Here is a 12680-nt window from a genome sequence, read left to right as displayed (position 1 = left end):
CCCATGAACGGCATCACCGGTATGCTGACGCTGGCAGAGAGGCGGCTTACGCCGGAGCACCCCGCCATGCAGTATCTCACCAAGGCCAACGAGCTTTCCGGGCATCTGCTTTCTCTCATCAATGACATTCTGGATATGTCCCGTATCGAGGCCGGAAAGGTGGAACTGGAGCAGGCGCCCTTCAGCCTGCGGGCGCTGGGCGGCAGGCTGTACGATATGTTTGCCAAAACGCTGGACGCCAACGGCATCCACTACGCCGCAAATTTTGAGGAGATGACAGCGGACTGGGTCATCGGCGATGAGCTGCGGATCAGTCAGGTCATTATCAACTTCCTCTCCAACGCCGTGAAATTCACCTCTCAGGGAGAGATCATTGTGACATTCCGACAGATAATGCTCCGGGACGGTAAGGTGGATTTGATGGTGCGGGTGCACGATACCGGCATCGGCATGAAAGCGGAGTTCATCAGCCGTATTTTCCGCCCCTTTGAGCAGGAGGACACCAGCACCACCCGCCGCTTCGGCGGTACGGGTCTGGGTATGGCCATTTCCGACCAGCTGGTAAAGCTCATGGGCGGGCAGATTGTGGTGGAAAGCCTGCCGGAGAGCAGCTCGGACTTTACGGTGTTTTTATCCCTGCCGGTGATGGACGGACGCACCGCTGCCCGGACGATTCGGGGACTGGCGCGGCCCGACGCGGCGGATATTCCCATTTACGCCCTGTCGGCAGACGCTTTTGCAGAGGATGAGCGCCTCTCCCGGGAAAACGGCATGAACGGACATCTGACAAAGCCTATTGATTTTGACGCCCTGTGGCAGATCGCGCAGGATATTGAAAACAGAAAGGAGACTGCTAAACGATGAACTGGAAACGGATGAAGGTCGTCGCTGCGGTGCCGGTGGCACTGGCCGTTACGGCAGGCGCGGTCCAGCTTGGCATCAGCTATCGGAACGGAAACGGCTTCCACCCCTTCGGGACGGACCGGAAAATGAAGAACAACCAGATTCTTTTCCCGGACAGTCAGGAGAGCACCGGCAAGCAGACGGATCAGACCGGGGAGGATGACAGCTCCTTTCTGGAAAAGGACAACAATAAGGAGGACAAGGCCCAGCAGGGTAATTCCTCCGACAACCTTTTTGACGGAGAGGATACCTCTAACCCGGAGAACCGTCCCACCGGCGCGCTGGCGCAGGGAGATGGGGCGGCGGCCGGTACTGCGGACAGCGCAAACGGCGGCCCCATTGGGGTTGACGGTGTATATGAGGTGACGGACGATACCAACAGCGCGGACGTGATTCTCCCCGGCGGCAATACCGGAAACAGCGGAATGACGATTCACGGCGGACAGGGCGGCTCCGGCAGCGGCGGAAATGGGAGCGGCAGTGGAAACGGCTCCGGCAGCGGCGCTAACGCAGGCGGGAACGGCGGCGGTACGGCAGGCGGCACCACCGGCGGCGGAACAACGCCCTCTCCCGCGCCCTCCAACGGACAGGATCCGACCTTGGGCTTTGGTTCTGCCTCTAAGGATACGATCATGACGGATCCGATTGAGCCGTCATGGACTTGGTCCTCCAAGAATTTGTTTACGGATGCGACGAAGGATAAGCTGTCGGACCATGACTATAATGTTATTTTCCAGCAGCCATTTTCCGCTAATATGGCTCACGCGGACGCGCTCTACAAGGGGCAGAAAAACATGACGCAGGAGATGATCTTCCACTCGCTGGAGGCGTATGTGGACGATACTGTCATCAGAGAATACTACGCTTGGACCGAGCAGGACCTCGGCCCGGACCGGTATGTGCAGATCACCGGTATTTCCTTTGATTTCTGGGGTGATGATATCATTACGGAATTTCCTGTTGATATCCCGGAGGACGCAGACACAATCGTTATCTGCGTTTCCTATCGTCTGTCACTGGATGACGAAGAATGGACCCCGGTAAAGGGCGAGTTTTGGGGCTTTGAGCGCCCCGGTGTGTCCTATACGCTGCTGACTGGGCGCACGGTGGTGCTGGGAGAGAAGCTGGAGTCCGAGGGGCGGTTATTGCCCCGGAGGACATCCTCAATCGTGGAAATCAGTACCCTGAAGATTATTCTGGCGTTTTGAACCTGATGGCCTATCAGCAGGGTATCTTCGGCAAGGAGAACAAGGTGCTCACCAAGCTGTTCCCCGGCTGGAAGGAGAATGGCGAGCTGGTATCCTTCATGTATCCCATAACAGTGGGGCGTCATGTACTGGAGCCCGCCGGGCTTGTGCCGCTGAGCGAGAACTATCAGGTGGAGCTGGAGAGCTACTGGATGAAACCGGATTATTCCGTCAGCGCGGATGTACGCTATGCCTCCTATGTGTTCCAAAGCTGAAAAAAACTCAAGGAGGTCACGCTGCCCGGCACCAGCCCGGCAGAGGGCATTGACCTCAGCCGAGGCGTGTTTGCGGGCTGCTCCGCGCTGGAAAAGGTCACTTTCGGCTATTTTAACAGAACGGGAAGTATGTATTACGATACACTCAACCAGTGCTCCAACCTCAAGGACATTGTCTTTACCTGCAAGCAGCCCCCGAACCTGACAGTATATCCCGGCTATCAGATGGTGTACCCGTTCCGGTTCAACTCCTATGATTGGAACGATGATGCAACGGAGCTGGCGCACCTGCACATCACTGTGCCGCAGGGCGCGGAAGACGATTATATGACCGCATGGCGTTATCCCATGGCAGGCTACACGGCTGTGGGCGATAAATCTGCCTATCAGGAGATGTGGGACACGATCTATGATGAGATCACGGACGAGCATTTCAACAATTTCGATTTCAGCGAGGTCACGGATGATGAGGTCCGGACGGAGCTGGAGCATCGGCTCCTTGCAAGTGAGAACCGTGTCCGCCGGCTGCTGGGGATGGAGATCGTTGACGAGGTGAGCTACACCTACCGCTACATTGTCAATGAAAACGGCTTTATTACGCGCCTGCTGATCGTGTCCGCAGGCCGGTACGCGCAGGACGCCACTGTTCTGAGCAGCCGGATCGGTGTGACGGTCATCAGCGCGGCGGAGGATGTGACCGCGCCTGTGCCTGTGCGTACTACGCTGGGCGGCGGCTGTGAGGCGGTGCTGCTTCCGGCGGAGCAAAAGCCGGGAGAGAGCTACCGTATTGTCTGCTAAAACGAGCAAGGGAGAATGAGGATGCCGTCTGCAACCGGGTCTGAAAAGCTATGGAACAGGCACAGCGACAGGGGACTGAACCTTTTATGGGACAGTCTCCTGTCCTTGCTGCTGTTATAGAGCACGCTGAGTGTGCTGGCGGCCCAGTGGGGTACGCTGGCCCCGGCGGCGCTGTGCTTCTGCGCTGTGCTCAGCGGCGGTGAGCTGTCTGAGCTTACGCGGCTGCGCCATACGGCGGCGGAGGAACTGCATACGCTGCGCTACGGAGAGGCCCCTCTGTCGCAGGGCAGCCTTGCAGACGCGGGACGCCTCAATGAGAGCGACGCGGCTGTGCTGGAGGTGCGGACGGAGCAGGAAAAGACTCTGTACCTCTGGGCCTATGTGGGCGCGGAGCTTTCCGAAAATGTGTGGTCACCGCTGCCGGGGGAGGCCTATGGCGGGGACTATGCCGGAATGCTGGACTGGCTGGCGGAGCAAGGCTTCAATCCCCTGACCCAGTCGGCATTGTACTACGTGCTCTCCGGAGAGGAAGCGCCGGAGCCGCGGCAGCTTCAGGTGGATGTCACCGGGGGCGCACGGTGCTATCTCTATGCGCCCATCACGGCGGAACGCGTTGACGGGGCGCACTATGGCGAGCGGCAGGACCAGCGGATGACCACGCGAGGCCCGCTGGGAAAGCGGGCGCGGCATAGGCCGACCAATGGGTAGTTTGCATGGTCACTTCGCATAAAAGGAAAATAGCCGTGCGGGACCGTACCTGTTGGAAACGGATAAAGAAAGAAAACTCTGGAAAAAACCGTTGACTTTTGCAAAGCGGTTTGCTATCATCCAACCATCACAAACGCAATGACACAGAGTAGTAAGCAGGGCGATCCTCTCAGAGAAGTGCCGGTTGGTGCGAGGCACAGCGCGATCAAGCTGCCGAACTGGCTGTACAGCGGCTGCGTCGAATTGGAAGTAGATGCAGACGGGAGCTCCCGTTACAGTAGCAGGGATATGATGGTATCCCGTTGAGTGTGTTTCCTATACAGGGAACAAAGAAGAGTGGTACCGCGGAGGGTTTTCTACCTTTCGTCTCTTCTGCCAACCGGCAGGAGCGACGAAAGGTTTTTTGTTTTTCCTGCCAACCATCGGATAACATTTGCAGGAGGTAGAAATCATGAAAACCAACACCAAAGTCCCCAAGACACCCTTCTTTGCCGCCTTTTCCGTCGGCGCGGTCCTGTTCTCCGCTCACGCAGGCGGCGGCTTCGCCACCGGCAACCAGGCCAACACCTATTACGTGGGTCTGGGCTGGACCGGCATCATCTCCGCCATCGCGGCCATGCTGCTTTTGACCCTTACCATGCGGGAGGCCATGATCATGTACAACTCCCGTGGCCTGACGAGCTACAAGCAGCTTTTTGAAACGCTGTATCATCCTTTTGACAAGATCGAATGGGCCTTCGAGGTATTCTTCTACATCATGGTGCTGATGGCCGTCGCCGCCGCCATCTCCGGCGCAGCCTCCGCCCTGAACAACTACTTCACCGTCAACTACTACATTGGCGTTGCCATCGTCGGCGTTATCGTCCTGATGCTCACCATCTTCGGCGCAGGCATCGTCCGGGCCGCCTCCACCTACATGGGCATGGCCATTCTGGTCACCGCCATCAGCATCTATGTCATCGGCATCTTCAAGAGCGACAGCAGCATTTTCTCCGTCCTCGCCGCCGACTTTGAGACCACCGGCTTCATGAATATGCCCAAGGCCATCCTCAACGCCTTTACCTACGCCGGTTTCCAGTGCGTGACCCTCCCCACCATGATCGCCTGCGGCACCACCATGAAGAACAAGGCTGGCTGCGCCAAGGCCATGTGGATCTCCTTTGTGATGAACGCCGTCGCTCTGGTCCTCTCCGTGTTCATGCTCATGAACTGGCAGAGCGTTTACACTGCCGTGGAGGGCGGCTCCACCATCCCCACCCTCACCGTTTGCAAGATCATCGGCATCCCCGCTATGGTGGCCGTTTACGGCACCTGCCTGCTCCTGTGCCTCATCTCCACCGGCGTGACTACCATCTTCGGCTTCGTGGCCCGGTTTGAAAAGCTCCCCGTGTTCAGCGGCATCCAGTCCGCCCCGGTCCGCAGCGCGATTGTCTCCGCCTTTATCATCGTTCTCTCCATGACTATTTCCATGGCGGGTCTCACCAACATCATCAAGTACGGCTACGGCTACTGCGGCTATCTGGGCATCGCCGTTGTGGTGGTCCCGTTCCTGACTGTGGGCGTGTACAAGAACCGCAAATACTGCAAGGAGCACGCCTTTGCCAATGCCAACGCCGAGGAGGAAGCCGCTCCCGCCGTTCTCAGCAGCGTCCGTGCTGATCCGGTGACCGCAGACTGAGCCCGTCTCATCAACCAAGCGTTTTTTAAGAGGTGTTTATCATGCAAAAAGCTCTTTTTCCCGGATATAGCGTAGGCCCTGACGCCTACGAAGACGTTGCAAATATCTGCCCGGCCTACGGCAAAACAGCGGCCATCATTGGCGGCAAGCACGCATTGGCCGCGGCGGAGGATAAAATTCGTAAAGCCATGGAGAGCTCCGGTATCGAGATCATCGGGACATTCTGGTACGGCGGCGAGGCGTCTCGTGAGAATATGGAAATGCTCCGGCCGCAGGTGGCGGACGCCGATATGATCTTCGCCGTGGGCGGCGGCAAGGCCATTGACACCTGCAAGGTGCTGGCCCACGAAACGAACCGCCCGTTCTTCACCTTCCCCACCACCGCCTCCACCTGCGCTTCCTGCACCAGCCTTGGCATTGTGTATCATCCCGATGGCAGCCTGCGGGAATACTCCTTCTCTAAAATTCCCCCCGACCATATCTTCATCGACACGGAGATCATCGCCAATGCCCCGGTGCGCTATCTCTGGGCCGGTATGGGCGACACTATGGCCAAGCACTATGAGTGCACCATTTCCTGCCGGAACGATGTGCCCGCCCATTCCGATGCAATGGGCATTGCCCTGAGCTCCATGTGCGCCGAGCCTATCGTCCGCTGGGGCGAGCAGGCCATGGCGGACTGCGAGGCCCACCGCGTCACGCCGGAACTGACGGAGATCATTGAGGCCATCATCATTTCCACCGGCTTTGTCTCCAATTTTGTTCAGGTGGATTACACCACCGGCATGGCCCACGCCATGTACAACGGCTTCACGGTGCTGCCCTCCACGGAGGAGAACCATCACCTCCACGGCGAGGTGGTTTCCTACGGCATACTGGTTATGCTGACGGTGGATAAGCAGTATGCAGAGCGGGACAAGCTGATGGCGTTCAGCAAGTCCATCGGCCTGCCGACCCGTCTGGCGGATATCCACGCCCGGCCCGAGGATTTGAAGGCCGTGACGGATAAGGCACTGGCGGGCATTGATGTCCGGGTGTGGCCGTATCCCGTGGACCGGCAGATGCTCATTGACGGTGTGATGGAGCTGGAGCAGGCACAGGCTTGAGTGCATTTTCTGCAAAAATTAAAAAGGACAGGCATCCTTTAGGATGCCTGTCCTTTTTTTAGTAAAAGCCGTTTCAGCCGAGGCGGGTAGAGACCTTCGGCAAAAAGCCCTTGTGGGCATTTTCGGCGGTATCATCGGCTTCGTCATAAGCGTCATAGGGGGCGGCGGGGTCATGCACCCGCTTCCCGAAGGGGGAGCAGAGCTTGTCCCTGTGGGCAAAGGCAAAGGCAAAATCGTCTGTCCAGCCGGTGTGGCCCGTGATGAACAGGGGATGCAGCCCCCGTTCCCGGAGCTTTGTCTCCAGCGCCGCCAGTGAGCGGACAGCTAACTTGTTGTCCTCCGCCAGCGCGGCGATGAAGCTGTAGCCGCCATCGGCCCCCAGCCAGATGGTGTCCCCGGTAAAGAGGTATTTATCGTCAATGAGATAGACGATGTGTCCCCATGTATGGCCGGGAACGAGGATGCATTTGATTTTGATGCCGTCAATGTTCAGAATTTGCCCGTCCCGCAGCAGCGTTTTCGGATTGAGAATCGTTACCTGCGGCAGCTTGTAGAGGTGATAGATGACTCTGCGGCGCACCTCGCCGGTGAGATACCGGTTCTCGATTTCCCCCACATACAGCCGGGCGTCCCGGAACAGTCCCGGACTGTCCGCCTCCACAGCGCCAACATGGTCGGTATCCTGATGGGTGATGAGAATATTGCGGATGCTCTTGGGGTCGATACCCAGCCAGCTCATTTTTTCCGCCAGCCGGTCATAGTTGTATCCGGCGTCGATCATAATAGTGGTTCCGTCCTTGCGGTAGAAGAAGATATTGGCCACCCACTCCCGGACGCAGGTCACGTGCTCATCGATCCAGCCGGTGTTCATCGGCTTGAAGAGCTCCTTGCCCCGGTACATCCGGCTCATTTCCCGCCGCTGAAATTCCGTTGCCTTTTTCGATATGGTTCATACCTCCGATTTGATACATTCCGCGTAGGTCAAGGGGAACGATGCCGGAAGCACCCGGCTTGTTCGGACGCGCCAGCCGCACTGCCGCAAAAATGCCAGATATTCCTCGCAGGTCCATCTGCTGCGAAGCGGAAAACCGGACAGCCGCATGAAAAAGGATTGAACCTGCCCCCACAGTGTATTGTCCCCATGGGTGAAAGTGGGGGCAATGAGCAGCCCATCGTCCTTCAGCACGCGGCAGGCCTCGGCCAGCGCTTTTTCCGGCTGGGGAACGATGTGCAGCGCGTTGGATACGATAGCCACATCAAAGGAGTGGTCCGCGTATGGGAGATGAAACATATCCTGCACGGAGAAGTGGAGCTTGGAGGAGCGGTTTGCTTCCTTGGCCAGATGAATCATTTCCTCCGAGGCGTCCGTTGCCTCGATTTGCTCCGCGGCGTTTATGATGTGACTTGCGATAAGCCCCGTGCCGGTGGCCAGCTCCAGCACGGTTTTGTGCCGGACAGCGGGGCAGATCAGCTCATACATCTGCTGATAGGCGGCCATGTCCCGGCGCAGAAAGCGGTCATAGTGCGCCGCGTGCTTGTCCCAAAAATCTGAGGGCTGCTTCATCCTGTTCACCCGCTTCCTTTGTCAGTGCTGCCTGCCGCAGACAAACTATACAGTTAGCATACCCTAACTCTTGCGTATAAAAAACTCAGCAGACTGCTGTTTGCCTGTATGATAGCACGCGATGCGGCGGAATACAACCGCAATCCGAAGAAATTCCGGGAGAATTTCAAAAAGGTGATATACAAAAAACAACACAGCCCCGCCTCCGAAAACGGAGGCGGGGCCGTGAAGGAATCATCCGAAGTTCCAGTCGGAAAGGGGCGCATTGTAATGGTAATCGTCCGACGGCCATTCGAGCGTACCGTCCTCTGCCAGCACATAGGTGCCGGAGATGGCTTCGCAGATGACCTCCCGGCCGAATTGGTCCGTGATAAGCACGGCCGCTGAAAAAATATCGCCCGGGGTGCAGGGAACGTAGGATTTCGGCGTGCAGTAGAAGGTATAGCCCTCAAAGCCGTGAAAGCTGTCAGGCTGTGCGTCCAGCTCCTCCGCCCATGCAATAAGCTGCCGGTTTTTGAACAGCCCCAGCTTCACGCTGGCGGGAGAAGCGGTTTCCGGCAAAACGCTGTCATCGTACTGTATGACCTCGGCGGCGAAATCGGTAGGGAGAAGGGTCAGCACGCCGTTTTCATAGGAGGCTTTGCCCTGAAGATCACTGTCAACAATGTTGGCGTCCATGGACATGGAATTGGTATAGAGATAGGAGTAGGTGTCCAGCAATTGTGTCTGCTGGGTACCGTCCGGATAGACGAACAGGGCGGAAAGAGAGATGCTGTCCGTCAGGTGGATAGACACCGTAGCAGAAAAGCGCCGGTCGGTGCTCTCCACCGCTCTGCCGACCATGCTGCTGGTCTCTGTCCCATTTTCCGCGATAAACTCCACGGACAGCCCCTCCACATAGGTCCGGGGCACGGCGTAGACGGAAAATGTCACGGTGTTGGCGGCAAGGTTGGAGGCTGCGATCTCCGAGCCGTAGTCGGCGGCCAGACTGTTCTGCGCCTTCAGAATGGTCTCTACCCGATTGGAAATACTGTCGATCTGATCGGTCACATCATGCACAGCGTATTGCAGACCGTTATATTGCTGCTTTATTTCATCCAGCCGGTGAGAGAGATTATTACCCGCCACAAGCAGAAGCAGAACGAGGAGGACCCAAGGCCACCTCCGTCTCCGCACGGGCTTGGCCTCCCGGTACCGGGCCACAATTTCCTCCACCATTTTCAGCTGCATGTCCGTCAGCTCGCCGCTCTCTCCGGCGGGCGGCTCCGCGGCGTCCTCTACCCCCAGCAGCCAGCCCACCGTCACGCCGAACCGGCGGCTGAGGGCCACCAGCTTGTCGATTTCCGGCAGGGCGGCATCGGATTCCCATTTATAAATGGACTGCCGGGAAACGCCCAGCTCCGCGCCCAGCGCCTCCTGTGACAGCTCCAGCTCCTTCCGCTTCTGGGCGATGCGTTGGCCCGTTGTCATAAGCGATCAGCTCCTTTCATGGCAGCAGTATCGCAGAATTGGCCGCAAAACGCCACCAACCCAACGGCGAAAACTGTAAACCACAGGTTTACATGGAGCCTTACAGCTTCTTTTCGTAGAGATTCAAGGGGCGATGGGTGTAGCCCATGAAGAAGGTATCCACCACATCGGCCAGATGATAGCCGATGGCGGGGTAGAGGTGGTTGGAGACCTCGTTTTCCGTGCCGGTGTCAAAGCGCATAACGGTCTTGCCCTGCTTGCGGGCGCTGTCCTCGGCAAAGGCGATCATCTGCCGGGCAAGGCCCTGCCCCGCCCGCTTGGGGTCGATGGTCAGGGTGTGAATGACCGCCACCTCGCTGTCCTCCGCCGGAATGGTCCAGCGGCCCTTGGCGTATTCCGGGAGCTGCCAGTCATTAAAGTTCATGCTGCCCCAGACCGTACCGTCCTCGTCTGTGCCGACGTACAGCGTACCCGCCGCTAAAATGCCCTTGGCGGTGTCCAGCGTGGGATAGGCACCCCGCTGCCAGCCGGTGTAGTGCAGCCCCGTGGCGTCCTCGTGGTCTAAAATGGCCTCATAAATGGCGGCAATGGCGGGGAGATCCTGCTCACTGGCAAGGCGAATCATAAAAAGCGCTCCTTTCAGAGTTATGTTTTTTAAAACAGGCGCACGATTTCGTGCGCCTGTGCGGTTATTCGGATGCTTCGGAATCGGTGTCCGGCTTCGGCTCGGCGGGCTTGCCACCCTCCGCTTCCGGCTGGGTGGCGTTGTCTGCGCTGTTGGCCTTCTTCTCAGGGTCGGGGGAAGCCTCCGGGGCCTCGATTTTCTCGGAGATCATGTGCACCTTTTTCGCGGCGGGCTCAATGACCTCCGGCTGAGAGGGGCGGAAGCCCTGCTCATGGGCCAGCGTGGAGGCATAGGCGTCCTCCACCGTGGAGGGGTCCCGGCCCTCGATAATGGCTACCATTTCGGCACCGGTGATGGTCTCCTTCTCCAGAAGATAGGCCACTACCTTGTCCATGTCGGCCCGGTTTTCCTTGATGATGCTCACGGCGTCGACATAGCACTTGTCCAGAATGTCCTTCACCGCCTTATCCATGGCGGCGGCAGTATCCTGCGCACAGTCCAGACCGTAGCCGCCGTCAAGATACTGGCTGCGGCGGGAGGCCAGCGCCATCATGCCGAATTCATCGCTCATGCCGAACATGGCCACCATGTTCCGGGCAATGCCCGTGGCCTCCTGAATATCCTGCGAGGCGCCGTTGGTCATGGTGTTCAGCACTACTTCCTCGGCGGCACGACCGCCCATGGAGACCGCGATCTTTGCCATCAGCTCGTCCCGGGTGCGAAGCTCCGTCTTATCCTCCTCCGGCATCAGCAGCGTGTAGCCCAGCGCCCCCTGCGTGTGGGGGACAATGGTGATCTTCTGCACCGGCTCGGTATTCTTCTGCTTGTAGGCCACCATGGCGTGACCCACCTCATGATAGGCCACCAGCTTTTTCTCAAATTCCGTCAGGACGCTGCCCTTTTTCTCCGTACCGGCAATGACCAACTCGAAGGCGGCCAGCAGGTCCTCCTGCGTGACCAGCTTGCGGCCCTTGCGGACAGCCCGGAGGGCTGCCTCGTTGACAAGGTTGGCAAGGTCGGCGCCCACGCAGCCGGCGGTGGCCAGCGCTACCTTCTTCAAGTTGACGTCCTCAGCCAGCTTGATGTTCCGGGTGTGGACCTGCAGCGTTGCAAGGCGGCCTGCCAGATTGGGCCGGTCGATGATGATGCGGCGGTCGAACCGGCCGGGCCGCAGCAGAGCCTGATCCAGCACCTCGGGCCGGTTGGTGGCAGCCAGCAGGATGATGCCCTTGGTGGGGTCAAAACCGTCCATCTCGGCCAAGAGCTGGTTCAGCGTCTGCTCCCGCTCGTCATTGCCGCCGAAGCGGCCGGAGTCACGGGATTTGCCGATGGTGTCGATCTCGTCGATAAACACGATGCAGGGAGCTACCTTGCTGGCCTCTTTAAAGAGGTCGCGGACACGGGAGGCGCCCACGCCCACGAACATCTCCACAAAGTCGGAGCCGGAGATGGAGAAAAACGGCACATTGGCCTCACCGGCCACAGCCTTGGCAAGCAATGTCTTACCGGTGCCCGGTGGGCCCACCAGCAGCGCGCCCTTGGGGAGCTTGGCTCCGATGTCGGTATACTTTTTGGGATTGTGGAGAAAGTCGATGATCTCCGTCAGGGATTCCTTGGCTTCGTCCTGTCCGGCCACATCGGCAAAGGTGACGCCGGTCTGTTTTTCCATGTAGACCTTGGCGTTGGCCTTGCCTACGCCGCCGATTCCGCCCATGCCGCCCATGCCCTTTTTGGACATGATTCGCATGATGAGGGAGAACATCAGCATGATGAACACAAAGGGCAGGATGAAATTGATGGCAAACACCAGCAACGGGCTCATCTGAGGCTCGTACTTGGTGTCATAATCCGTTTTTCCGGCCTCGTGCATCCGCTCCACCAGCGTGTCATTGCTCTCCATTTTCACCGTAAAGAGCCGCAGCGCCGCCGTTTGCGGCTTTCCGTCAGAATCCGTATAGGTATAGACGGTCTTTCCATCCTTATCCGTGGATTTTGTGTAGGCCGTACCGTCCTCGTCCGTATAGACGTAGCCATCCGCCGGGGTGATATACAAAAGGCCCTCGGAGGAATCCACGGTGACGTCCTCCACCTGCCGCGCCTCCGTCATGGCGACAAAGTCGCTGTATTTGATATTGATGCTGGAAGCCTGCTTTCCGGCGGTGCCCATGTAGCTGTTGGTGCAGTAGAAGACCACCGTCAGCGCCAGCGCCCACGCCACCAGCTTTGCCGCTCCGGCAAGATTGCTGTTGCGTCCGCGGCGGTTTTTGTTATTTTTATCGTTCTGATCCATGAGGAGCTCCTTTCGAGTATGTACCACACAACAGTATAGCACAAAGCCCCGGCAATCACAAGGACAAGCCGCCGCC

At 58.3% G+C, this 12680-nt stretch carries 12 protein-coding genes and 1 other annotated feature; of the genes, 7 read left to right on the top strand and 5 right to left on the bottom strand.

The annotated features are described in order from the left end of the window. The first annotated feature begins 3 nt into the window (after window positions 1-3). From PY311_RS00135 to PY311_RS00105, 7 genes are all read left to right on the top strand, one after another. Entirely contained in the window at window positions 4-864 is an 861-nt protein-coding gene (locus PY311_RS00135) for an ATP-binding response regulator (protein ID WP_286146636.1), read from the top strand. Continuing rightward, a complete protein-coding gene (locus tag PY311_RS00130; RefSeq protein WP_286146635.1) occupies window positions 861-2111 on the top strand; it encodes a hypothetical protein in 1251 nt (416 codons plus the stop codon). The genes PY311_RS00135 and PY311_RS00130 overlap by 4 nt, the downstream gene beginning before the upstream one ends. A 5-nt stretch (window positions 2112-2116) precedes the next feature. After that, window positions 2117-2365 carry a hypothetical protein gene (locus PY311_RS00125; RefSeq protein WP_286146634.1) on the top strand — a complete coding sequence of 83 codons (249 nt, stop codon included), beginning with the start codon at window positions 2117-2119 and terminating at the stop codon, window positions 2363-2365. Between the two features lie 129 nt (window positions 2366-2494). Then, on the top strand, window positions 2495-3163 hold the full coding sequence (locus tag PY311_RS00120) for a hypothetical protein (RefSeq protein ID WP_286146633.1): 669 nt from the start codon (window positions 2495-2497) through the stop codon (window positions 3161-3163). Window positions 3164-3295: 132 nt separating this feature from the next. Then, window positions 3296-3871 (top strand): hypothetical protein, encoded by a 576-nt coding sequence (locus PY311_RS00115; protein WP_286146632.1) that lies wholly within the window; start codon window positions 3296-3298, stop codon window positions 3869-3871. Between the two features lie 129 nt (window positions 3872-4000). Then, window positions 4001-4245, top strand: a binding site (T-box leader). A 77-nt stretch (window positions 4246-4322) separates the two neighbouring features. Next, the gene (locus PY311_RS00110; protein ID WP_286146631.1) at window positions 4323-5549 is read left to right on the top strand and encodes a hypothetical protein; all 1227 of its coding nucleotides are present in this window, start codon (window positions 4323-4325) and stop codon (window positions 5547-5549) included. 41 nt (window positions 5550-5590) lie between these two features. Beyond that, complete coding sequence (locus tag PY311_RS00105) at window positions 5591-6655, top strand: iron-containing alcohol dehydrogenase family protein (protein ID WP_286146630.1); 1065 nt, start codon at window positions 5591-5593, stop codon at window positions 6653-6655. A 73-nt stretch (window positions 6656-6728) separates the two neighbouring features. Here PY311_RS00105 and PY311_RS00100 read toward each other — a convergent pair whose 3' ends face one another. The 5 genes from PY311_RS00100 to ftsH form a co-directional block, all read right to left on the bottom strand. Then, the gene (locus PY311_RS00100; protein WP_286147058.1) at window positions 6729-7601 is read right to left on the bottom strand and encodes an MBL fold metallo-hydrolase; all 873 of its coding nucleotides are present in this window, start codon (window positions 7599-7601) and stop codon (window positions 6729-6731) included. A 3-nt stretch (window positions 7602-7604) separates the two neighbouring features. Beyond that, a complete protein-coding gene (locus PY311_RS00095; protein WP_286146629.1) occupies window positions 7605-8219 on the bottom strand; it encodes a class I SAM-dependent methyltransferase in 615 nt (204 codons plus the stop codon). A 234-nt stretch (window positions 8220-8453) separates the two neighbouring features. Beyond that, a complete protein-coding gene (locus PY311_RS00090) occupies window positions 8454-9689 on the bottom strand; it encodes a helix-turn-helix domain-containing protein (protein WP_286146628.1) in 1236 nt (411 codons plus the stop codon). Window positions 9690-9789: 100 nt separating this feature from the next. After that, window positions 9790-10314, bottom strand: coding sequence for a GNAT family N-acetyltransferase (locus PY311_RS00085; RefSeq protein ID WP_286146627.1), 525 nt, complete (start codon window positions 10312-10314; stop codon window positions 9790-9792). A gap of 64 nt (window positions 10315-10378) precedes the next feature. Then, the gene (gene ftsH, locus PY311_RS00080) at window positions 10379-12604 is read right to left on the bottom strand and encodes an ATP-dependent zinc metalloprotease FtsH (RefSeq protein WP_286146626.1); all 2226 of its coding nucleotides are present in this window, start codon (window positions 12602-12604) and stop codon (window positions 10379-10381) included. Between the last annotated feature and the right edge of the window lie 76 nt (window positions 12605-12680).

Origin of the sequence: Neopoerus faecalis (assembly GCF_029218125.1) — a bacterium.
In the GTDB taxonomy this organism is placed as follows: Bacteria; Bacillota; Clostridia; order Oscillospirales; family Oscillospiraceae; genus Oscillibacter; species Oscillibacter faecalis_A.
This window is presented reverse-complemented; position numbering and strand designations above follow the sequence as displayed.

What these genes read in the sequence shown, in the direction of transcription:
- PY311_RS00120 (WP_286146633.1), top strand. Translation starts at nt 2,495, where the DNA reads ATGTATTACGATACACTCAACCAGTGCTCCAACCTCAAGGACATTGTC.
- PY311_RS00105 (WP_286146630.1), top strand. Translation starts at nt 5,591, where the DNA reads ATGCAAAAAGCTCTTTTTCCCGGATATAGCGTAGGCCCTGACGCCTAC.
- PY311_RS00125 (WP_286146634.1), top strand. Translation starts at nt 2,117, where the DNA reads ATGGCCTATCAGCAGGGTATCTTCGGCAAGGAGAACAAGGTGCTCACC.
- ftsH (WP_286146626.1), bottom strand. Translation starts at nt 12,604, where the DNA reads ATGGATCAGAACGATAAAAATAACAAAAACCGCCGCGGACGCAACAGC.
- PY311_RS00110 (WP_286146631.1), top strand. Translation starts at nt 4,323, where the DNA reads ATGAAAACCAACACCAAAGTCCCCAAGACACCCTTCTTTGCCGCCTTT.
- PY311_RS00095 (WP_286146629.1), bottom strand. Translation starts at nt 8,219, where the DNA reads ATGAAGCAGCCCTCAGATTTTTGGGACAAGCACGCGGCGCACTATGAC.
- PY311_RS00090 (WP_286146628.1), bottom strand. Translation starts at nt 9,689, where the DNA reads ATGACAACGGGCCAACGCATCGCCCAGAAGCGGAAGGAGCTGGAGCTG.
- PY311_RS00135 (WP_286146636.1), top strand. Translation starts at nt 4, where the DNA reads ATGAACGGCATCACCGGTATGCTGACGCTGGCAGAGAGGCGGCTTACG.
- PY311_RS00085 (WP_286146627.1), bottom strand. Translation starts at nt 10,314, where the DNA reads ATGATTCGCCTTGCCAGTGAGCAGGATCTCCCCGCCATTGCCGCCATT.
- PY311_RS00130 (WP_286146635.1), top strand. Translation starts at nt 861, where the DNA reads ATGAACTGGAAACGGATGAAGGTCGTCGCTGCGGTGCCGGTGGCACTG.